At 74.1% G+C, this 23,313-nt stretch carries 25 protein-coding genes; 13 read left to right on the plus strand and 12 right to left on the minus strand.

What is annotated here, in order from left to right; all coding sequences use genetic code 11:
• The first annotated feature begins 67 nt into the window (after positions 1-67).
• Together V2W30_RS26870 and V2W30_RS26875 are read left to right on the plus strand one after the other, a co-directional pair.
• Entirely contained in the window at positions 68-1,633 is a 1,566-nt protein-coding gene (locus V2W30_RS26870; protein ID WP_338700469.1) for a condensation domain-containing protein, read from the plus strand.
• Positions 1,633-2,313: a 4'-phosphopantetheinyl transferase family protein gene (locus V2W30_RS26875; RefSeq protein ID WP_338700471.1), complete on the plus strand. Its 681-nt coding sequence runs from the start codon at positions 1,633-1,635 to the stop codon at positions 2,311-2,313. Before V2W30_RS26870 ends, V2W30_RS26875 begins: the two co-directional genes overlap by 1 nt.
• On the opposite strand, the gene V2W30_RS26880 is transcribed toward V2W30_RS26875, so the two are convergent.
• Positions 2,259-3,149: an RNA ligase family protein gene (locus V2W30_RS26880; protein WP_338700473.1), complete on the minus strand. Its 891-nt coding sequence runs from the start codon at positions 3,147-3,149 to the stop codon at positions 2,259-2,261. The genes V2W30_RS26875 and V2W30_RS26880 overlap by 55 nt on opposite strands.
• The gene (gene ligD / locus V2W30_RS26885) at positions 3,146-4,027 is read right to left on the minus strand and encodes a non-homologous end-joining DNA ligase (protein ID WP_338700475.1); all 882 of its coding nucleotides are present in this window, start codon (positions 4,025-4,027) and stop codon (positions 3,146-3,148) included. The genes V2W30_RS26880 and ligD overlap by 4 nt, the downstream gene beginning before the upstream one ends.
• Before the next feature lie 67 nt (positions 4,028-4,094).
• Between ligD and V2W30_RS26890 the strand changes: the two genes are divergently transcribed.
• Positions 4,095-5,126 carry a Ku protein gene (locus V2W30_RS26890; protein ID WP_338700476.1) on the plus strand — a complete coding sequence of 344 codons (1,032 nt, stop codon included), beginning with the start codon at positions 4,095-4,097 and terminating at the stop codon, positions 5,124-5,126.
• Positions 5,127-5,142: 16 nt separating this feature from the next.
• Here V2W30_RS26890 and V2W30_RS26895 read toward each other — a convergent pair whose 3' ends face one another.
• The 3 genes from V2W30_RS26895 to V2W30_RS26905 are packed head-to-tail and all read right to left on the minus strand — an operon-like array spanning position 5,143 to position 8,301.
• Complete coding sequence (locus V2W30_RS26895; RefSeq protein WP_338700477.1) at positions 5,143-5,652, minus strand: TetR/AcrR family transcriptional regulator; 510 nt, start codon at positions 5,650-5,652, stop codon at positions 5,143-5,145.
• A gap of 13 nt (positions 5,653-5,665) precedes the next feature.
• Positions 5,666-7,324, minus strand: coding sequence for an NAD(P)/FAD-dependent oxidoreductase (locus V2W30_RS26900; protein ID WP_338700478.1), 1,659 nt, complete (start codon positions 7,322-7,324; stop codon positions 5,666-5,668).
• Positions 7,321-8,301 carry an ACP S-malonyltransferase gene (locus V2W30_RS26905; protein WP_338700480.1) on the minus strand — a complete coding sequence of 327 codons (981 nt, stop codon included), beginning with the start codon at positions 8,299-8,301 and terminating at the stop codon, positions 7,321-7,323. Before V2W30_RS26905 ends, V2W30_RS26900 begins: the two co-directional genes overlap by 4 nt.
• A 218-nt stretch (positions 8,302-8,519) precedes the next feature.
• Between V2W30_RS26905 and V2W30_RS26910 the strand changes: the two genes are divergently transcribed.
• The 5 genes from V2W30_RS26910 (at position 8,520) to V2W30_RS26930 (ending at position 12,106) form a co-directional block, all read left to right on the plus strand.
• Positions 8,520-8,795: an acyl carrier protein gene (locus V2W30_RS26910; RefSeq protein WP_338700482.1), complete on the plus strand. Its 276-nt coding sequence runs from the start codon at positions 8,520-8,522 to the stop codon at positions 8,793-8,795.
• Positions 8,788-10,005: a beta-ketoacyl-[acyl-carrier-protein] synthase family protein gene (locus tag V2W30_RS26915; RefSeq protein ID WP_338700485.1), complete on the plus strand. Its 1,218-nt coding sequence runs from the start codon at positions 8,788-8,790 to the stop codon at positions 10,003-10,005. The genes V2W30_RS26910 and V2W30_RS26915 overlap by 8 nt, the downstream gene beginning before the upstream one ends.
• Complete coding sequence (locus V2W30_RS26920; protein ID WP_338700488.1) at positions 10,002-11,108, plus strand: beta-ketoacyl synthase N-terminal-like domain-containing protein; 1,107 nt, start codon at positions 10,002-10,004, stop codon at positions 11,106-11,108. Before V2W30_RS26915 ends, V2W30_RS26920 begins: the two co-directional genes overlap by 4 nt.
• 135 nt (positions 11,109-11,243) lie before the next feature.
• Complete coding sequence (locus tag V2W30_RS26925; RefSeq protein WP_338700490.1) at positions 11,244-11,660, plus strand: FAS1-like dehydratase domain-containing protein; 417 nt, start codon at positions 11,244-11,246, stop codon at positions 11,658-11,660.
• Positions 11,657-12,106 carry a MaoC/PaaZ C-terminal domain-containing protein gene (locus V2W30_RS26930; protein WP_338700492.1) on the plus strand — a complete coding sequence of 150 codons (450 nt, stop codon included), beginning with the start codon at positions 11,657-11,659 and terminating at the stop codon, positions 12,104-12,106. The genes V2W30_RS26925 and V2W30_RS26930 overlap by 4 nt, the downstream gene beginning before the upstream one ends.
• On the opposite strand, the gene V2W30_RS26935 is transcribed toward V2W30_RS26930, so the two are convergent.
• From V2W30_RS26935 to V2W30_RS26960, 6 genes are all read right to left on the minus strand, one after another.
• Positions 12,006-12,818, minus strand: coding sequence for an MFS transporter (locus tag V2W30_RS26935; RefSeq protein ID WP_338700494.1), 813 nt, complete (start codon positions 12,816-12,818; stop codon positions 12,006-12,008). The two genes, V2W30_RS26930 and V2W30_RS26935, sit on opposite strands and share 101 nt — an antisense overlap.
• On the minus strand, positions 12,815-13,417 hold the full coding sequence (locus V2W30_RS26940) for an MFS transporter (RefSeq protein WP_338700496.1): 603 nt from the start codon (positions 13,415-13,417) through the stop codon (positions 12,815-12,817). Before V2W30_RS26940 ends, V2W30_RS26935 begins: the two co-directional genes overlap by 4 nt.
• Positions 13,418-13,506: 89 nt before the next feature.
• Positions 13,507-13,950, minus strand: a complete 444-nt coding sequence (locus V2W30_RS26945; RefSeq protein ID WP_338700497.1) for an ester cyclase — start codon at positions 13,948-13,950, stop codon at positions 13,507-13,509.
• Between the two features lie 32 nt (positions 13,951-13,982).
• On the minus strand, positions 13,983-14,687 hold the full coding sequence (fabG, locus tag V2W30_RS26950; protein ID WP_338700498.1) for a 3-oxoacyl-ACP reductase FabG: 705 nt from the start codon (positions 14,685-14,687) through the stop codon (positions 13,983-13,985).
• 50 nt (positions 14,688-14,737) lie between these two features.
• Positions 14,738-15,394, minus strand: coding sequence for an HAD family phosphatase (locus V2W30_RS26955; RefSeq protein ID WP_338700499.1), 657 nt, complete (start codon positions 15,392-15,394; stop codon positions 14,738-14,740).
• Positions 15,391-16,377, minus strand: a complete 987-nt coding sequence (locus V2W30_RS26960; protein WP_338700501.1) for an AfsA-related hotdog domain-containing protein — start codon at positions 16,375-16,377, stop codon at positions 15,391-15,393. The genes V2W30_RS26955 and V2W30_RS26960 overlap by 4 nt, the downstream gene beginning before the upstream one ends.
• 154 nt (positions 16,378-16,531) lie before the next feature.
• Between V2W30_RS26960 and V2W30_RS26965 the strand changes: the two genes are divergently transcribed.
• Positions 16,532-17,173: a MerR family transcriptional regulator gene (locus tag V2W30_RS26965; protein WP_338700504.1), complete on the plus strand. Its 642-nt coding sequence runs from the start codon at positions 16,532-16,534 to the stop codon at positions 17,171-17,173.
• A gap of 16 nt (positions 17,174-17,189) precedes the next feature.
• Here V2W30_RS26965 and V2W30_RS26970 read toward each other — a convergent pair whose 3' ends face one another.
• Entirely contained in the window at positions 17,190-17,825 is a 636-nt protein-coding gene (locus tag V2W30_RS26970; RefSeq protein ID WP_338700507.1) for a class I SAM-dependent methyltransferase, read from the minus strand.
• A gap of 226 nt (positions 17,826-18,051) precedes the next feature.
• Here V2W30_RS26970 and V2W30_RS26975 point away from each other — a divergent pair, with 226 nt between their 5' ends.
• The 4 genes from V2W30_RS26975 to V2W30_RS26990 all read left to right on the plus strand — a co-directional run bounded on the left by V2W30_RS26975 (position 18,052) and on the right by V2W30_RS26990 (position 23,224).
• Positions 18,052-18,690, plus strand: a complete 639-nt coding sequence (locus V2W30_RS26975) for a DedA family protein (protein ID WP_338700509.1) — start codon at positions 18,052-18,054, stop codon at positions 18,688-18,690.
• Between the two features lie 105 nt (positions 18,691-18,795).
• The gene (locus V2W30_RS26980; RefSeq protein WP_338700511.1) at positions 18,796-21,003 is read left to right on the plus strand and encodes an MMPL family transporter; all 2,208 of its coding nucleotides are present in this window, start codon (positions 18,796-18,798) and stop codon (positions 21,001-21,003) included.
• Positions 21,004-21,605: 602 nt separating this feature from the next.
• A complete protein-coding gene (locus tag V2W30_RS26985) occupies positions 21,606-21,887 on the plus strand; it encodes a hypothetical protein (protein WP_338700513.1) in 282 nt (93 codons plus the stop codon).
• Positions 21,888-22,042: 155 nt separating this feature from the next.
• A complete protein-coding gene (locus V2W30_RS26990) occupies positions 22,043-23,224 on the plus strand; it encodes a lactonase family protein (protein WP_338700514.1) in 1,182 nt (393 codons plus the stop codon).
• The last annotated feature ends 89 nt before the right edge of the window (positions 23,225-23,313 follow it).

Genomic DNA, 23,313 nt, shown 5'->3' on the forward strand with positions numbered 1-23,313 from the left:
CGCGTAACGCCGCGCCCACCCGTACACCACCGAGCACCACGAGCATCACCGAGAGGGACACACCGCGATGAACGACAGCTCCACGACCCTGGCTCCCGAGGTCCTGCTCGCCGAGATCTGGAAGGACATCCTCGGCGCCGACGAGGTCGGCCCCGACGACGACTTCTTCTCGCTGGGCGGCGACTCCCTGCTCGCCCTGCAAGTCATCGGCGCCGCCCAGGAACAGGGCCTGACCCTGTCGCTGCTCGACCTGTTCCGCAACCCGACGCCGCGCGGCGCCTGCCAGGCCCTCGCCGACGCGGGCCCCGCCGCCCAGGGCCGCGCCACCGACCTGCTCAGCCCGCTCGACCGGGCCCGCGTGCCCGACGACGCCGAGGACGCCTTTCCCGCCGCCCGCCTCCAGCTCGGCCTGATCTACGAGAGCCTGGTCAGCGACGGCGCGTTCTACCTCGACGTCATCTCCCGCACCGTCAACCGCCCGCTCGACGCCGACGTGCTGCGCTCCGCCCTCGACCGGCTGTCGCGCCGCCACCCCACCCTGCGCACCCGCTTCGACCTCGGCACGTTCAGCGAACCGATGCAGCTCGTGCTGCGCGACGCCCCGATCCCGCTCACCCTCGACGACCACGAGGGCCTCGACGAGGAGAGCGCCGCCGCACGCTACGAGGAGGCGATGGCGGAGCTCGGCCGCCCCTTCGACGCGGAGCGCGCCCCGCTCCTGCGGGTGCACGCGGCCCGCCTGGACGCCGACCGCTTCCGGCTCTCGTACTCCTTCCACCACGCGATCCTCGACGGGTGGAGCGAGGCGGTCTTCTTCAACGAGCTCGTCCGCGGATACGCCGCCCTGCTCGCCGGCGAGGAGCTCGCGCTGCCCGAGCCCGTGCCCTACGCCGAGTTCGTCCGCCTGGAGCGGGAGGCCGTCGCCGACCCCGCCTGCGCCCGGCACTTCGAAGGGCTCAAGGAGCTGCTCCCCGCGCAGCGCAGCACGAGCGTCGAGGCCCCCGACCACCACAAGGTCAGCGCCACCGTCCCCGCCGACGACGCCCGCCGCCTCGACGAGCTGGCCGCCGCGTCGGGCCTGCCCGTCAAGAGCCTGCTGTTCGCCGCCGCCTGCGCCGCCGTCGGCGCGGCCTGGGAGACGCCCACACCGGTCGTCGGCCTGCTCCTGAACGGGCGGCCCGAGCGCACCGGCGCCGACGTCACCCTCGGCCTGTTCCTCAACCAGCTCCCGGTCCGCCTCGACCTCACCGGCGCCGACTGGCGCACCGCGGGCCGGCTCGCCCTGGACGCCGAGAACGACCTGCTGCCGCACCGCCGCTTCCCGCACTCGGAGGTGCGCCGACTGCTCGGGCACAACCCGTTCGAGGTGACGTTCAACTACGTACGCTTCCACCCGCGCGACGAACTGCTCACCGCCGGACTGCTCGCGGTCGAGGAGGACATGCGCGACCACACCAGCCTGCCCGTGCGCATCGAGGCGCTGAACGAGACGGCAGGCTCGGGCCTGAGCCTGCACGTCACGGCCGATGTGAACCGGTGCGGCGACGACCTGCCCGGCGACCTGCTCGCCAAGCTGCTCGGCGCGGTGCACGCGCTGGTCACCACCCCCGACGGGCCGGTCGGCGTCCGGTGATGCGGGGGCTCCTGCCGGCCTGGGTGGCGGTGGCCGAGAGCGACGGCGGTGCGGGCCCGCGACAGCCGCCCGCCTTCCCGGAGGAGCTGGACCACATCGCGCACGCGGTCCCGGCGCGGCGCGCGGAGTTCCTCCAGGTACGGCACTGCGCCCGGCGCGCCCTGACGGCGGCCGGGTTCCAGGCGGGCCCGCTGCTGCCCGGACCCGACCGGGCGCCGCGCTGGCCGGCCGGCGCGGTGGGCAGCATGACCCACTGCACGGGCTACCGGGCGGCGGCCGTCGCGGCGGCGGGCCGGGTCCGCGCCGTGGGCATCGACGCCGAACCGCACGAGGCGCTGCCGCCCGAGGTCCGCACGCTCGTCGCGGACCCCGAGGAGCAGGCCGCGCTGCGGCGGCTGGAGCGGCTGCATCCGCGGGTGCACTGGGACCGGCTGCTGTTCTCCGCGAAGGAGAGCGTCTTCAAGGCGTGGTACCCGCTCACCGGGCAGTGGCTGGACTTCCACGACGCGCGGGTGACGATCCACCCGGGCGACGGCGGGTTCACCGCGCGGCTCGCCACGACCGAGCTGCACGGCCGCTGGGCGGCGACACCCCGGCTGCTCACGACGGCCGTCACGCTGCCCGCTCAGCGGAACCTGACCGGCTCGGCCGAGAACGCGCCGTGCCGCGTCGAACGCTGACGCACCTCCAGGGTCAACTCCGGCTCCTGTGCCAGGAGTTCGTACGTCACCTCGCCCACGCCCACCGCCGTGACGACGGCGCTCTCCCCGGTGGGCGCGGGCAGCAGTCGCGCCGCCTCGGCGCGCAGCGCGGCGGGCAGCGGCGTGGTGAGGATCGGCGAGCCGTCGCCCGGCAGCGCGACGACCAGCGCGCGCGGCCCGGTCGGCGGCCCGGTGAAGCCGACGACCAGCGCGTCCCGGGTGTCGCTGTGCCGCACCTTCAGCCAGGCCCGCCGCCCGCCCGCGTACCGTCCGTCGAGCCGCTTGGCGACCAGCCCCTCGACGCCGGTCGCGGGCAGGGCCTCGTACCAGGTCAGAGCCGTGTCGCGGTCGGTCGTGGACGGGACGGCCTGGAGCGGCGGGCCCACCGGCGCGAGCAGGGCGACCAGGCGGTCCCGCCGCTCGGCGTACGGCAGCCGGCGCAGGTCGCTCCCGTCCTCGGCGAGCAGGTCGAAGGCGGCGTACGAGGCGGGCAGCTCGCGGGCCAGGACCCGCGCCCTGGCCGCCGACGCGGCGGCCGCCCGGCGCTGCACCGCCGCGAAGTCGGTGCGGCCGCCGTGCCAGACGACGACCTCGCCGTCCAGGACCGTCCCCGCGGGCAGCGCGAGCGCCGCGTCGACGAGATCGGGGAACGCGCGGCCCACCAGCCGCCCGGACCGGGCCTGGAGCACCACCCCGGCGTCCTCCCTGACGATCACCATGCGGTGCCCGTCGAACTTCGGCTCGTAGGCCCAGCCGCCCCCGTCCGGCAGGGCGTCGACGGCCTCCGCCAGGGCGACCTCGACCGGCACCCTCACGGCAGCCGCCCGGCCTGGTCGGCAGCGAGCAGCGGCGCGAGCAGATCCCCGTGGAGCCGGAGCCGCGCAGCGAGGTCGTCGGCGAGGAACACCAGGTCAGCGGCGTGCTCGCAGTGCTCCACCTCGTCCCAGGTGACCGGCGTCGACACGGTCGGTTCGGGGCGGGCGCGCAGTGTGTAGGGCGCGGCGGTGGTCTTGGCCGCCGCGTTCTGGCTGTGGTCCACGAACACCTTGCCCGGCCGCAGGGCCTTCGCCATCCGGTGCACCACGAGCCGCGGCAGCTCCCGCTCGGCCTCCTGCGCCAGCCCCTTCGCGTACGCGCTGACCTGCTCGGACGGTGTCGGCTCCAGGGGCACGAGCAGATGCAGGCCCTTGGACCCGGACGTCTTCGCGTACGCGCGCAGCCCGTCCGCGGCGAGCCGCTCCCGCAGCCATACGCCGACCTCGCAGCACTGCACGATGTCGGCGGGCGCCCCGGGGTCGAGGTCGAGGACGAGCCGGTCGGCCCGCGCCGGGGCATCGGTCCGCCACTGCGGTGTGTGGAACTCGGTGACGAGGTTCGCCGCCCACATCAGCGTCGGGAGGTCCTGCACCAGGATCTGCCGCGAGACGCCGTCCGACCGGGTGACCTGGGCGGTCGTCACCCAGGCGGGTGTCCCGGGCGGCACGTTCTTGGTGAAGAACCGCTGGCCCTCGGGGCCGTCCGGGTAGCGCAGGAAGGAGACCGGCCGGTCGCGCAGGTGCGGGAGCAGCACCTCGGCCGTCGTCGCGTAGTAGTGCAGCAGCTCGCCCTTGGTGAATCCGGTGGCCGGGTGGAGCACCTTGTCCAGATTGCTGAGGGGGATCCGCCGCCCCTCGACTTCTGTGATGGGCGTCATACGGTAATACTCTGGCGATCAGGGCATCACACGCATATCCGGCCATACGGGAACCGGGAGGTCCACCGTGCGCTCCATATGGAACGGCGCCATCTCCTTCGGCCTGGTCAGCATCCCGATCAAGCTGGTCAACGCCACCGAGAACCACTCCATCTCGTTCCGCCAGATCCACCTGGAGGACGGCGGGCGCATCCGCTACCGCAAGGTGTGCGAGCTGGAGGACAAGGAGGTCACCACCGCCGAGATCGGCAAGGGGTACGAGGACGCCGACGGCTCGATCATCCCGATCACCGAGGACGACCTGGCCTCCCTCCCGATCCCCACGGCCAGGACCATCGAGATCGTCGCCTTCGTCCCCGCGGACCGGATCGACCCGCTCCAGATGGACACGGCGTACTACCTCTCGGCGAACGGCGTCCCCGCCGCCAAGCCGTACACGCTCCTGCGGGAGGCTCTCAAGCGCAGCAAGAATGTCGCCATCGCCAAGTTCGCGCTGCGCGGCCGCGAACGCCTCGGCATGCTGCGCGTCGTCGACGACGTCATCGCGATGCACGGGCTGCTGTGGCCGGACGAGATCCGCGCGCCCGACGAGGCGGCACCCGACACCCACGTCACGGTCCGCGACGCCGAACTCGACCTGGCGGACGCCCTGATGGACACGCTCGGCGAGGTCGACATGGACTCGCTGCACGACGACTACCGGGACGCGGTCGAGGAGATGATCACCGCGAAGACGTCCGGTGAGGAGTCGTCGCAGACCCCCGCCGCACCCGCCGCCGAGGGCGGCAAGGTCATCGACCTGATGGCCGCGCTGGAGAGCAGCGTGCGCGCGGCGAAGGAGGCGCGCGGCGAGTCGGGCCCCGACGACGTCGCCGAGGTCACCCACCTCGCCGGCCGGACCCGCAAGAAGACGGCGAAGGCCGCGCCGAAGAAGAAGACCGCGGCCACGTCGACGTCCGCGAAGAGCGGCTCGGCGTCGAAGACGGCCGCCAAGAAGTCGACGGCCAAGAAGACGGCCGCCACGAAGAAGACGGCCTCCGCCAAGAAGACGACCTCGGCCAGGAAGACGACGACCCCGAGGAAGCGCGCCTCCGCCTGAGCACCGGGACGCGCCGTCAGCGCCCGCGCCCGGCGCCACCGGCAGGGCCCCGCAGGACATCGGCGACCAGGCTCCTGGCCAGCCGCGCGCCCAGCGCCTGACCGCTCAGGCCGGTCCGCGCGGCGACCCCGTCCCCCAGGGCGAGCCAGGCCGCGCGGATCCGCCGGGCGTCCTCGGGATGCGGCGACGACGGCGCGGCCGCCGCCAGGTGCAGGAGCAGCAGGACGACCTCCCGCCGCTGTGCCAGGAGACCGGCGCAGGCCACGTCGACGGCGGCCAGCGCCGGTGCGCCGCGCAGCCCCCGGCACGCCCGCTCCAGGGTGTCCGCCAGCACGCCGAAGCAGTGCTCGGCCGCCGCCGCGAACAGGGCCCGCTTGTCCGGGAACAGCCGGTAGAGATACGGCTGCGAGACGCCCACGCGCCCGGCGATCCCCGCCGTGGTCGCCCCGTGGAAGCCGCCCGCCGCGAACTCGGCGACGGCGGCGGCGACGACCTGCTCACGCCGGTCCCCGGCCGGACCCGGCACGTCCCCGGCCGGCCTACGCGAGCGCGCCGCGGTCGGCACGCGACACGGCCAGCGGGTCCCAGTCCCGCGGCCGCTCCGGCAGCAGGGACGGATCGCCGAGCACGGCACCCGTGTGCACCTCGTGCATCAGGCGGCGGCCGAGGATCTGCCCCGCGCAGGCGATACCGCTGACCGCGGACCCGGTGATGCCGTTGCCGTACTTGCTGTCGGCGCCCGCCGTGTACAGGCCCTCGATGAACGTGGCGGTGTCCGGACGCGCGCCCGGCGCACCCCACCGCGCCATGCCGAAGGGCGTGCCGCCGCTGGAGCGCGTGTACCGCTCGTGGGTGAGCGGCGTCGCCGCCTCCAGGTGTGTCAGGTGCCCGCGCAGCGGACCGAGGAGTTCCTCCGCCGTGTCGAGCACGTCCTCGACGAGCCGCGCCTTGTGCCTGCGGTACGCGGGACTGTCCCGGTACGCCTCGCCCTCGGCCACGCCCCAGTGCTCGAACCCGGGCGGACAGAGCGTCATCAGCTGGAAGTTGGAGTGCCCCGGCGGGCAGATCCGGTGGGTCTGCGGGTCCTTGCCGGAGGCGAACGACGCGAACAGGAAGTCCGTGCCGCCGTGCACGGTGCCCGCGCGCAGCCGCTCGTAGAACTTCTCGATGTCGCCGTCGCGGTACCACCACAGGTTGGCGCGCTGCCCGACGTCCCGGTCGAGCGCCACGTAGACCGCGGCCCACGGCAGCGCCATCCGGGCCTCGCGGGTCTTGGTGGCGAGCCTGCGCGGCAGCCGCTCGGCGCCGACGAGGTCCAGCGTGGTGCGCCGGTAGTCCGCGTTCGACACCACCACGTCGGCCCGCACCGACGTGCCGTCGGCGAACGCGACACCGCGCGCCCGCGCGCCCTCGGTCTCGATCCGGGTGACCCGGCAGCGGGTGCGCAGCGCGCCGCCGTGGGCGCGGATCACCTCCAGCAGGCCCGCCGCCAGCATCTGCCCGCCGCCGCGCGGATAGGCGGCGCCCCGCAGATAGTGGTCGGTGACCGTGGCGTGCAGCGCGACCGTGGCCTCGTCGGGCGCCATCCCGTAGTTCGGGGACTGGGCGGCGAGCAGCGTACGGGCCAGCGGCGAGAGCCCGCAGTGGTCGAAGAGTTCGGCCAGCGTGCGCCGCCCCCACGCCACCGACCGCGGCGCGTGCTCCGGGAGGTCGGCCATCGGCACGTCCTCGGCGGCCACGATCGCGTCCCGCCGCTCCGCCCCGAGACCGGCCACCACGTCGAGGAACGCGGCGATCCCCGGCGCGTCCCCGGCCGGACACGCCGCCTGGACCCGGGTGCGGTACGCGTCCCAGTCCGCCGGCACGTCCACGGTCGCGCCCGGTACGACGACACGGTCGAAGCCGTCCGGGTCCATCGGCCGGTACTCGATCCGGTCCGCGAGACCCAGGCCGTCCAGGATCGCGGGCAGCAGCCCGCCGGGCCCGCAGTCACCGAGATAGTGCACGCCCACGTCGAACTCGTAGGCCCGACGCCTGCGGAACACATGGCTGTTGCCGCCCGCGACGCCCGACTGCTCGACGACCAGGACCCGCTTCCCGGCCACGGCGAGGTACGCCGCGCACACCAGGCCGCCGATCCCGGAGCCGATGACGACGGCGTCCCAGCACCGCGCGCCGCCCGCCGCCCGCCCCGTCACGCCACGCTCCGCACCGGCGTCGACGGCACCGGCGACGGCACGGCGGGCAACTGGCCCGGCTCGCTCACCGTGAGCCGCGAGACCTGCGGCGCGATCTTGCGGGCCAGACCCGTCAGCGTCCGGCCGGGCCCGATCTCCACGAACATGTCGCAGTGCAGCTCGTCGGCCATGGCGCGCACCGACTCCGTCCACCGCACCGGCGCCGTCACCTGCTCCTTGAGCAGGCCCCGCCAGTCGTCGGCGCCGCGCCGCGGCCGCGCGTCGACGTTCGCCACCACCGGCGCGAAACCGTGCAGCAGCTCGGTCCCGGCCAGGGCCGCGGTGAGGGACCGCGCGGCCGGCGCCATCAGCGGCGTGTGGAAGGCGCCGCCGACCGGGATCGGCAGCACCCGCGCCGCGCCCCGCTCCTCGGCGAGCTCGGCGCACCGGGCCACCCCGTCCACGGAGCCCGAAAGCACCGTCTGCTGCGGCGAGTTGAGGTTCGCCACCCACACCTGCCCGCCCTCGGCGCGGACCTCGTCGGCGGCCCGCTCCAGCTCGGCGGCCGGCAGCCCGAGGACGACGGCCATGGTGCCCGGTCGGGCCGCGCAGGCCGCGCGCATCGCCTCGCCGCGCGCCGTCACCAGGCGCACCCCGTCGGCGAAACCGAGCACACCGGCCGCGACGAGGGCCGCGTACTCGCCGAGGCTGTGCCCCGCGCAGACCGTCGGCCGGCCCGCCGCGGGGAGCGCCTGCCGCAGCTCGGTGAGGATCACCATCTCCAGGACGAACGTGGCGAGTTGGGCGTTGTCGGTGCGGCGCAGCTGCTCCGCGTCGGCGCGCAGCAGCAGCTCCTCGACGTCGCGCCCGGACACCTCGCTCGCCCGCTCCGCGAGGAACCAGCCGGGACGGCCCGCCCAGGGGCGTCCCATCCCGGGCTGCTGCGCTCCTTGACCGGGAAACACCAGTGCCAGGCGTGGACCGTTCATGTCGTTCATCGACCTCTTCCCTGCTCTTCCCTGCCGCGAGTTCCAGCGGAGTGCGGACGGGCCGATGGTCACAGGCGCCTTTGAAAGGCCGATCGAGCGCGGATGGAAGCCGGGGCAATCCCCGGTCGAAGCGTGTTTTATCCGCCCTCGACCCGCCTTTCACCCGGCGCTCCTACCGTCCATCAGGTCCGGCCGGTTGGGGTCGGCAGGCGAGGAGAGGAACGGACATGACCGCGCAGACCGTACGGACCGAGCAGGACCTCCACGAGCGGGTGAGCCGGATCGTCATCGAGGAACTGGAACTGGAGGACGGCGAACTCACCGAGGGCGGCCACTTCATCGACGACTACGAGAGCGACTCGCTCTCCCTCATCACGGTGGTCTCCCGCATCGAGAAGGAACTCGGTGTGGCCATCCCCAAGACCGAACTCGGCGACCTGGTGAACCTGCGCCTGCTGGTCGCCGCCGTCGCCCAGCACAGCGCCGGGAACGCGGATGCCTGAGGGCCGCCGCGTCGTCATCACCGGACTCGGCGCGGTGTCGCCCGTCGGCATCGGCGCCGACGTCTTCGCCGACGCCGTACGGGCGGGCACCGGCGGCACCGGGCCCATCGAGAGCTTCGACGCGAGCGCGTTCCCGCGGGCCAACGCCGGTGAGGTCCTCGACTTCGACCCGGCGGACCACCTCAAGCGGCTCGACCCGGCGCGCTGGGGCCGCAGCGGGCTGCTCGCCGCGGCCGCCGCCCGGCTCGCCGTCGCCGACGCCGGCATCGACGAGGAGCAGCTCACCGCCGCCGGCGCCGGCGCCGTCCTCGGCACCACCAGCGGCGAGTCCGCCGTCGTACAGGCCCTCGCCGAGCAGTGGGTGGCGGACGGCCTGTCCGCCGTCGACGGCGAACTGGCCGGACAGACCCCGGCCTCCCGGATCGCCAACGCCGTCAGCGCCGAACTGCGCCTCACCGGCGAGACGCAGACCATCCCGACGGCCTGCTCGGCCTCCAACTACGCCCTCGGCTACGCCTACGACCTGGTGCGCAGCGGCGAGGCCGACGTGATGCTCGCGGGCGGCGCCGACGCCGTCAACCGCCTCACGCACGCCGGGTTCTACGCGCTCGGCGCCATGGCCGAGGACGTGCCCCGGCCGTTCGCCGCCGACCGCTCCGGCATCGTCACCGGCGAGGGCGGCGCCGTCCTCGTCCTGGAGACGTACGAGGGCGCGACGGCGCGCGGCGCCCGGATCTACGCCGAGGTGCTCGGGTACGCCGCGAACTGCGACGCCGCCCACATGGTGCACCCCGACGCCACCAGCATCGCCGCGTGCATCACGGCCGCGCACCGGGCGGCCGGCGTCGACCCGGAGCAGATCGACTACATCTGCGCCCACGGCACCGGCACGCCGACCAACGACACGACCGAGGTCGCCGCCGCCCGCGCGGTGTTCGGCGACCGGATCCCGCCGATCAGCTCGATCAAGTCGATGCTCGGCCACACCATGGGCGCGGCCTCCGGCTTCGGCGCGATCGCCTGCTGCAAGGCCCTGGAGCAGGACTTCCTGCCGCCCACCGCCCACGTCGAGGTCCCCGACCCGGCGCTCGGCGACGGCGTGGACTGCGTGCCGGGCACCGGCCGCCCGGCCCGCCTGGACATCGTGCAGAACCACGGCTTCGCGTTCGGCGGCAACAACGTCATCACCATCCTGGGGAGGGTCTCGTGACCACCGTGACGGCCGTACGGGCCCGTCCCGCCGCGCCCGTCGAGCCGCTGTACATCACCGGCGCCGGGGTCATCACCGCCGCCGGTGACGGCCTCGCGGCGCTCGCCGAACACCTCGGCGGGGGCGGCGCGTCGCCGTCGGCGCCGGTCGGCGACGACGCGGCCGACTACCCGGGGCGCCCGGTCCGCGCCGTACGCGACTTCGACGTGAAGGCGCGGCTCGGCCGCAAGGGCACCAAGTACCTGGACCGGCTCACCTCGTTCGGCCTGGTGGCCTGCAAGGAACTCCTGGAGGCGGACCCGGGGGACGCCGCACCGGACCGCACCGGCGTCGTCCTCGCCACCAACACCGGATCGGTCTCCACGCACAGCACCCTGCTGTACGACACCCTCACCATGGAGAAGCCGTATCTGGTCAACCCGGGCCGCTTCCCGAACACGGTGATGAACAGCACCTCCGGCCAGATCGCCATCCGCAACGGGCTGCGCGGCCTCAACGCCACGGTCGCCGGCGGCCAGAGCGCCTCGCTCCTCGCGTTCCGGCACGCCCGGCTCGCCCTCACCCTCGGCCGCGCCGACCGGCTGCTCGTCGGCGGCGTGGAGGAGCTGAGCGCGCCCGCCGCCTGGGCCTGGCACCGCACCGGCGTGCTGCGCGAGGGCGCGGCGCTCGGGGAGGGCGCCGCCGTCTTCACCGTCCAGCGGGAGCGGCCCACCGGCCCCGTCCTCGCCGAACTCCTCGCCTGCGAGGTCCGTTTCACACCGGACCCGCGGTCGTACGCGGACGGCCTCGCCGACGCGGTGACGCGTGCCCTGGGCCGCAGCGGTGTCACGGCGGCGGACATCGCGGCGGTCTCGCTCGGCGCGGGCCACCACCGCGGTCTGGGCCGGGTCGAGGAGCGCGGCCTGCGCCGGGCGCTCGGCGGTGCGCTGCCGGCCGAGGTGATCCGGGTCGCGGACACGCTCGGCGAGACGTACAGCGCGAGCGGCGCCCTGCAACTGGCGGCGCTGCTGGCCCGCCGCCCGGCCGGGGGCGACCTGGGCCTGGTCACGTCGGTCGGCCGCGACGGCAACGCGGCGGCGATGGTGGTCCGCCGCCCGTCCTGAGCACCGGCCCCGTTCCGCGACGGCGCCCAGGGGCACTGCCCCGGGCGCCGTCCGCGTGTCCCCAGCCCCGGGGCTCCGCCCCGGCCCGCCGCTCCTCAATCGCCGGAGGGGCTTTGAACGAGCGATCGGAGACCCGTGTCACCTCTCAATACGGCCTACGTAGGCCGTACCTACCCACCGACCGCCCCTTACGAGGTCGGCCGCGAAGCAGTGCGCGAGTTCGCCGCCGTACTCGACTCCGCCCCCGACGAGGGCGCCCCGCCCACCTACCCCATCGTCCTGAGCATGCGCGCCGAGAAGCAGGTCACCGACGACCCCGGGTTCGGCTTCGACTTCAGCCGTGTCGTCCACCGGGACCAGCGGTTCGAGCAGGTCCGTCCCGTCCGCCCCGGCGACCGCCTCACCGTCACCGTCGAGGTCGTCGCGGCCGAGACCGTCGACGGCAACGACGTCGTCACCCTGCGCGGCCGCATCCGCGAGGCGGACGGCGGCGCACTCGTCTGCACCACCACCTCAACTCTCGTGTCACGCAAGGGGGACGAGACCCGATGACCACCGAGCCGCACAGTCCTCAGGCCACCCTGACGAACGCCATGAGGATGCCGACCCGCACCTTCCGCCTCACCCGGGAACGCCTCGTCGCCTACGCCGCCGCGTCGGGCGACCACAACCCCATCCACTGGTCCGACACCCGCGCCGCGGCCGTCGGGCTCCCCGGTGTCATCGCCCACGGCATGCTCGGCATGGGCCTGGCCGCGACCGCCGTCACCGAATGGGCGCGGCAGCAGGGCGCGGGCGCGCACGTCGTCGAGTACAGCACCCGCTTCACCCGCCCCGTGCCCGTCCCGGACACCGCCGACGGCGTGGAACTCACCGTCGACGGCGTCGTCGCCGACGTCAGGGAAGACGGGACGGTGCGGGTCGATCTGACAGTGCGCTGCGCGGGCCGGAAGGTGCTGGCCCGGACGCGGGCCGTCCTCGACCGGGCGCCGGCCTGATCGCGAGCCCGGCGAACGTACCGAGCAGCACCACGGCGGCCCCCGTGAGCACCGCGCTCCGCAGGCCGCCGTGCAGAGAGACGGCGGTGAGCACGGCGATGCCGAGCGCACCGCCGAACTCGCGCACGGTGTTGTTCACGCCGGACGCCAGATTGTGCTCGTGCTCGGCGACCGAGCCGATGACGGTCGCCGGGTTCGCCGCGAACACGAGGCCCATCCCGACCCCCGCCAGGATCATCGCGCCGACCATCGCCCCGTACGACAGACCGGGCCGGCAGATCAGCGCCAGCCACACCAGGGCCGCCGCCTGGCAGGCGCAGCCGAGCGCCTGGAGCCGGCCGCCGCCCACCCGGTCCACCAGGGCGCTCGCCACCGGCACGACGATCATCGGCGCCGCCGTCCACGGCAGCGTCCGCAGGCCCGCCTCGACCGGCGAGTAGCCCATCGGCCCCTGCATGAACTGGGCGAGGAAGAAGATCGACCCGAACACCCCGAAGTACATCGCCAGGGCGAGGGCGTTGCTCAGCATGAACGGCCGGATCCGGTAGAGGTGCGGCGGCGCGAGCGGCGTCGGCGTCCGCCGCTGCCACGCCAGGAAGAGCGCGCCGAGCAGTCCCGAGAGCGCGAGCCCGCCGAGCGACCGGGCCAGCGCCGCCGCCCCGTCGGCGAACTGCACGATGCCCCACACCGCGGCCACCACGGCCCCCGTCACCAGGGCGACCCCGGCACGTCGAGCGGGCGCGGCGCGCCCTTCGACTCGGCGATCGCCCAGCGGGCCAGCGGCAGCGCGAGCAGACCGATCGGCACGTTGATCCCGAAGATCCAGTGCCAGTCGAGGCCCTGGGTGACCAGGCCGCCGGCCATCGGGCCGAGCGCGATGCCCAGGCCGTTGACGCCGCCCCACACCCCGACCGCGAGCGGCCGCCGCGCGGCGCCGACCGAGGCGACGGCGAGGGTCAGCGACACCGGCAGGACGGCGGCGGCCCCGGCGCCCTGCACCACGCGGGCGGCGACCAGCGCGCCCACCGAGTCGGCGAGCGCGCACGCCGCGGACGCGGCCGTGAACAGGCCGATGCCCCACAGGAACACCCGCCGCCGGCCGATCCGGTCACCGAGCGCGGCCCCGGCGAGGAGCAGTCCCGCGAAGGCCAGGACATAGGCGTTGACGACCCATTGCAGCCCGGCCTGGCGGGTGCCGAGGTCGTCGGCGATGGTGGTCAGCGCGTTGGTGACGACGAGGTTGTCGATCGCGACCATGAACATGGGCACGGAGGTCGCGATCAGCGCCCACGCGGCCCCTTTCTGCTTCATCGTTCGGTGCCGTCCTTTCTTCGGTCCGTACGTACGACAGGCCGCCGGGCCCGTACGATGACGGGTCCGGCGGCCTGGGAGGGGGTCCGCTACGCCTGCGTGCCGGTCGGCGGCAGTTTCAGCTCGACGGCGCCGATCTGCGCGAGCAGGAACAGGTCCTGACGGCAGGCCCAGTGCTCGTGCACGAGTCCGTCGTCGCCGACCCGGTAGATGTGGATGTGCTCGACGTCGACCTTGTTGCCGGTGCCCTGGAAGCCCAGGAAGTCGCCGGTGTGGATGCCGGTGAAGCGGACCCGGATGACGGCCTTGTCGCCGTCCGCGAACGAGTCGATGTGGTCCCAGCAGGCCTCCGAGAACACGGAGTTCATCCAGCGGGCGGTGCCGAGGTAGCCGCCGGGGCCGCCCGGGGTGCCGGGCGGGGCCTCGTAGTCGACGAAGTCGTCGGCGACCAGCTCGTACGCGGTCTTCTCGTCGAGGTCGTTGAAGACGCGCCCCATCTGCTGGGCGATCTCCAGAACGGTGTCGTTCGACATGAACTGCCTTTCCTAGGGGTGGGGTGGTGCGGTCAGTGGCCGACGCCGAGGCCGCCCGTCACCGGGATCACACCGGCGGTGACGTACGAGGCCTCCTCGCTGGCCAGGAACTTCACGGCCGCCGCGACCTCCTCCGGGCGTCCGGCGCGGAACAGGGAGGTCTGGCTCAGGACGTGCTCGCGGCGGGCGTCGGTGACGTCCTTGACCATGTCGGTCTCGATGAGGCCGGGGGAGACGATGTTCACGGTGACGTTGCGGCGGCCGACCTCGCGGGCCAGGGACCGGCCGAAACCGATCAACCCGGCCTTGGAGGCGGCGTAGTTGGTCTGGCCCGGCGCGCCCGCGAGCGCGCTCATCGACGACATGAGGATGACGCGCCCCCAGCGCGCCTTGAGCATGTCGGGGACGACCTCCTTGGTGACGGTCACCGCGGACAGCAGGTTCGTCTCGATGACGTCGCGGAAGTCCGCGTCCTCCATGCCGACGAGCAACTGGTCGCGGGTGATCCCGGCGTTGGAGACGAGGACCTGGATCGGGCCGTGCTGGATGCGCGCCTCCTCCACCGCGCGGCGCACGGAGGCCGGGTCGGTGACGTCGCAGCGCACGCCGAACAGGCCCTCGGGCGGCTCGCCGGAGCGGTAGGTGACGGCGACCTTGTCGCCCTGTTCGGCGAGGGCGCGGGCGGTGGCGAGGCCGATGCCCCGATTGCCACCGGTGACGAGCACGGAACGGCTCACGGTCTGGCTCCTTGTGGTTGGCGTGGCTGCGACGGGCACGGCGTGGGGGCTCAGGCCGTGAGGAGGTCCGCGAGCCGGTCGGCCGCGGCGGTGGTGTCGGTGAAGTGGATCGCCTGCCAGCCGGCGGCCTCGGCGCCCGCGCAGTTGTGCGCGAGGTCGTCGATCAGGACGCAGTCGGCGGGGCGCGCCCCGGCCCGCTCGGCGGCGAGCGCGAACATGCCGGGGGAGGGCTTGCGGTGCCCGACCTCGAACGACAGCAGGACGTCGTCGAAGAGCGCGGCGGGGTCGACCATGCGGCGCCAGTGCGCGTCCCACGTCGGCACCATGTTGGAGAGCAGTCCGACGAACGCGCCGCCCTCCCGCGCCTTGCGCAGCGCCGCCACCCAGGCGTGGTTGGTCTCGCGCCCGTCGAACCAGGCGTCGGCCAGCGACGTCAAGTGGACGCCGGTGACCCCGTGTTCGGCCGCGAGCACCTCGCTGACCTGCGCGAGCCACGCCTCCTCGGAGACCAGCGGGGTGTCGATCGGCTCCATGACGTCGGCGGTGCCGTAGCGGGCGGTGACCGTGCCGAGGGCGCTCTGCAACACCACCGGGTCGATGCCCTGGCTCGCGCAGAACGTCCCCATGGTGTGGGCGATCGGCGGCGTCAGAACGCCTCCGAAGTCGGTCCACACGGCGATCCGGCGGCCGGGTCCGTCCTGGCTCACAGTGCGCTCCCCGAGGTCACGGTGACGGTGACGGACGCGATCTCGGCGCCGTCCTGGAGGAAGCGCACGGGCAGGGCGCGCCGCCCTTCGCCGGGCCCGATCCGCGGTGCCTCGGCGGTCACGACGTCGTCCAGCTCGGCGAACCGCGAGAAGCGGGCCTCGAAGCCGGTCGCGTACGTGGCGGCGGGCTCGCCCGTGGAGAGCAGGGCGAGCTGCCGCGCGGCCTCGACGAGCGTCATCGCCGGCAGATGGTCGTAGACGTGGTCGAACAGCGCCCGGTTGTCGAAGCGCGGGGTGACCTCGGCGGTGACGGTGCCGGCCCCGGTCACGGGCCGTGACAGCACGACGTTGAGCGGGTTGCCGCGGCCCACCGCGCCCGGCTCCCCGTCGAATCCGCTCTCGCCCACCCGGTCGCAGAACTCGGAGGTCAGCGGGGCGGGGGTGCCGCGCTGGGCGTGCCGCAGGACCTCGTTCTCGTGCTGGTTGAGGAAGAGGACGTCCATCTCGTGCTCGCCGATGTCCGTGCCGTCGAGCGTGTACCGCTGGACGACGGTGCCCTTGCGGTAGCGCCCGCGCCGGGTCGGCCGGCCCACGTACTCGGTGTCGATGACCAGCCGTCCCGGCTCGTCGCCCACCAACAGGCCCTTGAGGTCGCCCAGTTGGATACGGAACGTGTCGACGATCATCGTGGTGCCGCGCGACAGGCCGATGTGCGCGTGCGATCCGGCCATCGCGGCCTGCCGGCCGGACTCCAGGAGCAGCAGCGGGTCGTAGACGGCGGGGCGCTGCGCGTGGTCGCTGTAGTAGCCGTGCGTGAGCGGGAGTTGGACGGCGGTCCGCACCCGCTTCTCGGCCAGCGGGCGGATGTCGGTGACGAAGACCTCAGAGACCGCGGCCCGGTGGACCAGGGAGCGGTCGACGGTGCGCCCGTAACTGAGTTCTGCGGGCGCCGTGGAAATCTCCGGAGCCACGTCTGTGGTCATACCTGTTTCCTTCGGCAGTGGAACTGGCAACTGGCAGGGGAACGGTCTTGCCCGGGAAGCGTCGCAGTGGCCGGTGGAACTCGAATGGCAGCGGAATTCAATGCCGATAAAAGCGGCCGGAGGCACGGCGGGGGCGGACGGGTATCCTCGTGGAATGCGTATCGGCGAACTGGCGCGGCGGACCGGAGTTCCGGTGCCGACCATCAAGTACTACTCGCGCGAGGGCCTGCTGCCGGCGGGCGAACGCACCAGTCCGAACCAGGTGGCGTACGACGACGGGCACGTGCGCAGGCTCAAGCTGATCCGCGCGATGCTGGAGGTCGGCGGGCTGTCCATCGCCGCGGCCCGTGACGTCCTCGCCGAGGTCGACTCCCCGCACCGCACGGTGCACGGCGCGCTCGGCGTCGCCCAGTCCGCGGTCACCAGGTCGGCCTCGGAGCGCGGCGGCCAGGAGGACTGGGAGCGCGCCGAGGCGGAGGTGTCCGAGCTGGTCCGGCGGCACGGCTGGACCGCGAAGCCCGAGAACCCCGGCTGGCAGTCGCTGGTCCAGATCGTTGTGACGTACCGGGACCTGGACCGCGGCGACCTCCTCGTCCTGCTCGACAAGTACGCGGCGGCCGCGGGCGAACTGGCCTCGGCGGAGCTGGCGGCGCTCGCGCACGCGCCGAGCACGGACGGCAAGGTCGAGGGCGTCGTCCTCGGCACCGTCCTGGGCGACGCGGCGATGTCGGCCCTGCGCCGCATCGCCCAGGAGGACGCCTCGTCCAAGCTCCAGGGAGCCCGGCGCTCGGCCTGAGGCCCGGCCGGCCCGGTCAGACGCCGGCCCCCACGGCGACCGGCGCGACCGGTGCCAGATGGTGCACCCGCGCCGGCGGCAGGTTCCCGAGCACCGTCTCCGAGCGGAACCGGTGCCGGGCGAGCACCCGCCCGATCACCGACTGAAGTTCGAGGACGCGCAGCCGCGCCCGCCCCGTCGTGAGCGCCCGCCGCAGCGGCGGCATCCCCGCGTACGCGAAGTACGACAGCGTCCCCCCGGGCCGCAGCGCCCCGACCAGCCGCCCCAGGATGTCCTCCGTCGTCGCGGCGTCGAAGTTGGCGAACGGCAGCCCGCACACCACCGTGTCGTACGACCCCAGTTCGTGGTCCTGGACCGGACCGGTGAGCACCCGCACCCGCCCGTCCCCGGCGTACGTCTCGGCCAGCAGCGCGGCGAACCGCGGGTTCGCCTCGACGAGATCCAGCGTGTCGAGCGGCCCGAGCGCCTCCACCACGTACCGGGTCACCGCCCCCGTCCCCGGCCCGACCTCCAGGACCGCCCGTGGCCCGCCGGGGCTCGGGATGACGTACCGGGTCAGGGCTCTGGCCAGGCGCGGACTGCTGGGCGCGATGGCCCCGGTGGCCCGGCGGGTGCGGGTGAACTCGCGGAAGAACAGCGTGACTTCGGTCATGGCCCCACCTGTGTGCGTCGGAAGTGGCAGTGCGAATCACTAGCGATAGTGCCACTATCGATAGCGTAGGTTACTGTTGAAGCGCAGAAGGCGCCCGCCACCCGCCACGGCGACGCTAACTCCACTCCGACCTGCGAACACGACTCACCAACGACCCGCGCGCATGTCTCCAAGGAGGTAGTGCGCGGTCACCGGAACGGGCCTCCGAGAGGGGAAAGGAGCGGCCATGGACATCGACATCGCCTCACTCGCGGCATGGCTGGACGTCACGTCCGGCCTGTCGGGATCGCTCTCCGGAGCGGCCTGCTGGGCCTACGCGATCCTGGCCCTCACCACGCTCCCGCCCCTGCTGCCCAACGCCGTCCTGCTGGTCACCGGCGGCATGCTCGCCGCCCGCGGCGAGATGTCCCTGATGCTGGTCCTGGCGTCGGTCGCGGGCAGCGCCCTCCTCGGCGACCTGCTCATCCACCGCTTCGGCCGGGCCGCGGGCGGCCGGGTGCGCGGCGCGGCCCACCGCCGCGGCCGACAGGGCGAGTTGTTCGACTGGGCGTCGCACCGCGTGCACCGCGGCGGCCTCGCCTTCGTCGTCGGCGTCCGCTTCCTGCCCAGCGGGCGGCTGCTCGCCGGACTCGCCGCGGGCGCCGCCCGCTACCCGGCCCGCAAGTTCGCCCTCGGGGCCGCACTCGCCGAGACGGTGTGGGCCGGCTACTCCGTCGGCGCGGGCTACTTCGGCGGCGCCGTCAGCGACGATCCGCTCTTCTCGCTCGCGATCGGGGTCGGCCTCTCGGTCCTGATCGGCGGCGCCGCGACCCTGGCGCAGCGCAGAGCGGTCGCCGCCCCCACCGCTGCACCGAAAGAGACATAGCCGCTTACCCGAAGCGGGAATTCCACGCGCTCCGCAATTCCGTGAGGCTGATGGGCAGGGTGCCCGGACGCCCTGTCAATTCGCCGAAGAATTCAGGAGAGAGAAGTGTTTGCCGCAATCGGAAAATTCACCGCGCGGCGCCGCAAGTGGGTCGTCGTCGCGGCGGTCGTCTTCACCCTCTTCGCCGGCGTCTGGGGCACCCGGGTCTTCGCCTCCTTCACCGGAGGCGCCGGCTTCGACGACCCGGCGAGCGAGTCCGTCCAGGCGGACAAGGTGCTCCAGGGCCCGCTCGGCCGCGAGTCCAACGACCTGATCGTGCTCTACGAGGCCAAGGGCGGCAGCGGCGCCACGTTCGAGGAGTTCGGCCCGGCCGTGCGCGCCGCCCTCGACGGCGTACCGCGCACCGGCATCGAGCGCCTCGACTCGTACTGGCACCCCGGCGGCCAGGACAAGGGCGCCTACGTCTCGAAGGACGGCACGCGGACCTACGCCACCGTGCAGTTCACCAGCGACGTGGACCAGGACCAGGTCGAGGCCCTCGGCAAGATCAAGGAGGACTTCGCGGCCCAGGGCGTCGACGTCCGCTACGGCGGCGTCGCCGCGATGACCGAACAGGTCAACTCGCTGACCGGATCGGACATCGCGCGCGCCGAGATGCTCTCCGTGCCGATCCTCCTGATCCTCCTCGTGCTGATCTTCCGCAGCGCGATCGCGGCGCTCCTCCCGCTGGCCGTCGGCACGTTCGTCGCGCTCGGCTCGTTCGTGGTGCTGCGCGTCCTGACGATGTTCACGGACATCTCCAGCACCGTCATCAACGTCATCACGATCCTCGGCCTCGGCCTCGCCATCGACTACGCGCTGTTCATGGTGAACCGCTACCGCGAGGAACTGCACGCGGGCGCCGACGTCGACACCGCCGTCGAGCGGGCCACCGCGACGGCGGGCCGCACGGTCGCCTTCTCCGGCATCGCCGTCGCGATCTCCTTCGCCGGACTGCTCTTCTTCCCCTCCCGCTTCCTGTCCTCCATGGGCTACGCGGCCGTGGCGGTGGTCGCCTTCGCGGTGGTCGGCGCGCTCACCCTGCTGCCCGCCCTCCTGCGCTACACCGGGCACGGCATCGACAAGTGGCGCATCCCGCTGCCCGGTTCGGGCCGCCGCGCCCGTACCCCGAAGCCGGAGACGCAAGGCCGCTGGTACCGCACCGCGCACGCCGTCATGCGCAAGCCGCTGATCTCCACGCTCGCGATCGTCGCCGTCCTGGTCGGCCTCGGCGCGCCGCTGCTCGGCGTGAACTGGGCGCGGCCCGGCGAGTGGGTGCTGCCGTCGGACGCCGACGCGAAGGTCGTCAGCAAGCAGCTCGCCGCCGACTTCCCCTCGAACCCCGCCCAGATCATGACGTCCGTCGTCCGCTTCGACGGACCCGCCGACACCGCCCAAGTCACCTCGTACGCAGCTGAGTTGGCGAAGATCGACGGCGTGGCCTCGGCGGCCGTGACGAACACCGCGGGCGACACCGCGCGCGTCACCCTCCACTACACGCCCGACCCGATGTCGGACGCCGCGCGCACCCTCGTCGGCGACGTACGGTCGGTGGACCCGCCGGACGGGGCCGAGGCCCTCGTCACCGGCATGCCCGCCTCCCGCGTCGACATCGTCGACATGATCGGTGAACGGCTCCCGTGGATGGCGCTGTTCGTCGCGGTCGTCTCGTTCCTGGTCCTGTTCCTGGCGTTCGGCTCGCTGCTGCTGCCGCTCAAGTCCGTGATCCTCAACCTCCTCTCGCTCCTCGCCGCCTTCGGCGCGATCAAGTGGATCTTCCAGGACGGCCATCTCTCCGGCCTCCTCGGCTTCGACCCGATCGGCGCGGTGGACGTCAACTTCCCGGTCCTCGTCGTCGCGATCGCCTTCGGACTCGCCATGGACTACGAGGTGTTCCTGCTGTCCCGGGTACGCGAGGAGTACGAGGTCAGCGGCGACGTCGTCGAGTCCGTCGCACTCGGCGTGCAGCGCACCGCGAAGATCATCACGAGTGCGGCGCTGCTCCTGGTCGTGGTCGTGGGCGGCTTCATGGCGTCCTCGATCCTCTTCATGAAGATGATCGGCGTCGGCCTCGTCATCGCGGTCCTCGTCGACGCGACGATCGTGCGCGGCCTCCTCGTCCCGGCCACGATGGCGCTGCTCGGCAAGTGGGCCTGGTGGGCGCCCGCGCCGCTGGCCCGCTGGTGGGAGAAGTACGGCCTGCGGGAGGGCTCGGCCACCCCGCCGCCGGCCCCCGCGCCCGCCCCGGCCCAGCACGCCGGGGCCTCCCGGTGACCACCACCCCCAGGACCGCACCGCGCCCCGAGCCCGTCCAACCCCCGTCGGCGGCACCTCGGGGCGCGGTGCCCTCTCTTCTCCCGACGAGCCGGACCGGCACGGGGAGAGCGACCGGCACGAGGGGCACGATCGGCGCCCGGAGTCCGGCCTCGCCGGCACGGCCCCGGTGCTCGCCGCGGGCGTCACCGCCGTCCTCGCCGCCGTCTTCGGCGTCGGGGGCGGCGGGGCGGCGCCGCTCGGCTCGGGACTGCCCGGCTTCCCGCTGGCCTGGGGCGTGACGGCGGGCCCGCCACTGCTCCTCGTCGCGCTCGCCGGGGTGTACGTCGCCTGGACGGGCACCCCTCCTTCGCCCGGACCTGGGCGCACACCGCCGCGGGGCTCGCCGCGGCGACCGGACTCCTCGCGCTGCTCCGGGCGCCGTACGGCGCGGACGGCGTCTGGGCGGCGCTCGCCGAGGCGTCGCACGCGGGCCTGTTCGGCGTCCTGGCGGGCTGGCTCCCGGCGCTCGCCGTGTTCGCGGTGCGCCGGCGGCGCACCGGGACCCGTACGGGACTGGGCCCCTACGTCTGGCTGACGGCGCTCCTCGCCGTGGCCCCCTGGTGTGGTGCGCCGGGTCCGCCGCCTGGACCGGTGACTCGGTCCCGGCCGTCTGTACGGCGGCCCAGTGCGTCTCCGCCCGCGCGGGCGCCCTGTTCACCGGCGAACTCGCCCTCCGCCTCGCGCTCCCCGCGTGGGCGGCGTCGGTGGCGGCCCTGGCGGCCGCCCGCCGGGCCACCCGCGTCCGCGCGCTGCGCACCCCGTGGCAGATCCTCATCGGCGCGGGGGCGGCGGGCCTGGCGGTGCTGTGCGCCCCGGGCCTGATCCTGGGCGCGACGGTGTAGACGCGAACAACTCGGCTGCGGGCCCGGCGGGACCGGACCGAACAGCGGCTCCGCCGCGGGACGCGACCAGCCCCGCCCTCCACCCTCACCCCACCGCCCCCGGCAACGAACCACCGAACCCACGGCGCGAAGCCACGCCCTCCCGGGAGCCCCCGATGAACCCCACCCGCCGCAACCTCCTCACCCTCGCCGCCGCGGCCACCGCCTCCGCCGCCGGCTGGACGGCGACCCGCACCCTGACCGCCGGGCCACCGCGCCCCGCGGCCCGGCTCGCCTACCTCGGCGGCTTCACGAAGGGCGAGTACGGCCTCCCCGGCCTGCCGGGCATCGGCATCGCCCGCGTCGACACCACCGGCGCACTGCGCCTCGCCCGCTGGCAACGCGGCATCGAGAACCCCTCGTACCTGACCCTCTCCCCGGACCGTGACCGCCTCTACGCCGTCAGCCAGCGCCCCGGCGGTGCCACCGGCGCGCTGCACGCCTACCGCGTCGACGGCGAGCACCTGCGCCCGCTGGGCACCCCGCGCTCCAGCCACGGCGCGGCCCCCGTCCACCTCGCCGTCGCGCCCGACGGCCGGTTCCTGCTGAGCGTGAACTACGACTCCGGGCACCTGGCCGTCCTGCCGATCGCCCCCGACGGCTCCCTCGGCGAGGCCGTCCAGGTCCTGCGGCACCACGGCCGCGGACCGCACCCCGAGGAACAGCGCGGCCCGCACCCGCACATGGTCGCCTTCGACCCGGCGGGCCGCCGCGTCCTCGTCCCCGACAAGGGCACCGACCGTATCCACGTCTACGACTTCGACGCCCGCACCGGCCGCCTCACCGAGGCCTTCCGCGCCGCCCCGCCGCCGGGCACGGGGCCCCGCCACCTCGTCTTCCACCCCGGTGGCCGGCTCGCCTACGTCACCAACGAGCTCGGCCACACCGTCACCACGTGGACGTACGACCAGGACACCGGCCGGCTCGCCGCGGTCGCGCACGCCTCCGTCGCCCCGGCGGGGCTCGACCCGCGCAACGCGCCGTCCGCCGTGCACCTCACCCGCGACGGCGCGTTCCTGGTGACCGCGGACCGGGGTCTGGACACGGTCGAGTCGTTCCGCACCGCCGACCGGGGACGCAGGCTGCACCTCGTCCAGTCGCAGCCGGTCACCGCGAAGGCCCCGGGCACCCGCTGGCCCCGCGACGTGGCCCTCGACGCCTCCGACCGCTACGTCTACACCGCCAACCAGGCCGGCCAGTCTGTGAGTTCCTTCCGCCTCGACCCGGCCACGGGCCGCCTGGCCCCGGCCGCCGCGCCCTTCCCGGTGCCCAGCCCCAGCTGCGTCCTGCTGCGCTAGGGCCTGTCTCCCGGATCCCTCCTGCCCCGCGACGCCTGGCACGCGGGGCAGGAGGGATCCGGGAGACAGGCCCTGGGCCCGCCCGCACC

It is taken from the genome of Streptomyces sp. Q6 (assembly GCF_036967205.1).
Lineage (GTDB): Bacteria > Actinomycetota > Actinomycetes > Streptomycetales > Streptomycetaceae > Streptomyces > Streptomyces citrinus.

Bases quoted from the DNA above. Each gene is read 5' to 3' on its own strand.
- V2W30_RS26990 (WP_338700514.1), top strand. From the start codon at position 22,043: ATGAACCCCACCCGCCGCAACCTCCTCACCCTCGCCGCCGCGGCCACC.
- V2W30_RS26965 (WP_338700504.1), top strand. From the start codon at position 16,532: ATGCGTATCGGCGAACTGGCGCGGCGGACCGGAGTTCCGGTGCCGACC.
- V2W30_RS26910 (WP_338700482.1), top strand. From the start codon at position 8,520: ATGACCGCGCAGACCGTACGGACCGAGCAGGACCTCCACGAGCGGGTG.
- ligD (WP_338700475.1), bottom strand. From the start codon at position 4,027: ATGACGCCCATCACAGAAGTCGAGGGGCGGCGGATCCCCCTCAGCAAT.
- V2W30_RS26930 (WP_338700492.1), top strand. From the start codon at position 11,657: ATGACCACCGAGCCGCACAGTCCTCAGGCCACCCTGACGAACGCCATG.
- V2W30_RS26870 (WP_338700469.1), top strand. From the start codon at position 68: ATGAACGACAGCTCCACGACCCTGGCTCCCGAGGTCCTGCTCGCCGAG.
- V2W30_RS26960 (WP_338700501.1), bottom strand. From the start codon at position 16,377: ATGACCACAGACGTGGCTCCGGAGATTTCCACGGCGCCCGCAGAACTC.
- V2W30_RS26905 (WP_338700480.1), bottom strand. From the start codon at position 8,301: ATGAACGACATGAACGGTCCACGCCTGGCACTGGTGTTTCCCGGTCAA.
- V2W30_RS26975 (WP_338700509.1), top strand. From the start codon at position 18,052: ATGGACATCGACATCGCCTCACTCGCGGCATGGCTGGACGTCACGTCC.
- V2W30_RS26940 (WP_338700496.1), bottom strand. From the start codon at position 13,417: ATGAAGCAGAAAGGGGCCGCGTGGGCGCTGATCGCGACCTCCGTGCCC.
- V2W30_RS26945 (WP_338700497.1), bottom strand. From the start codon at position 13,950: ATGTCGAACGACACCGTTCTGGAGATCGCCCAGCAGATGGGGCGCGTC.
- V2W30_RS26970 (WP_338700507.1), bottom strand. From the start codon at position 17,825: ATGACCGAAGTCACGCTGTTCTTCCGCGAGTTCACCCGCACCCGCCGG.
- V2W30_RS26915 (WP_338700485.1), top strand. From the start codon at position 8,788: ATGCCTGAGGGCCGCCGCGTCGTCATCACCGGACTCGGCGCGGTGTCG.
- V2W30_RS26875 (WP_338700471.1), top strand. From the start codon at position 1,633: ATGCGGGGGCTCCTGCCGGCCTGGGTGGCGGTGGCCGAGAGCGACGGC.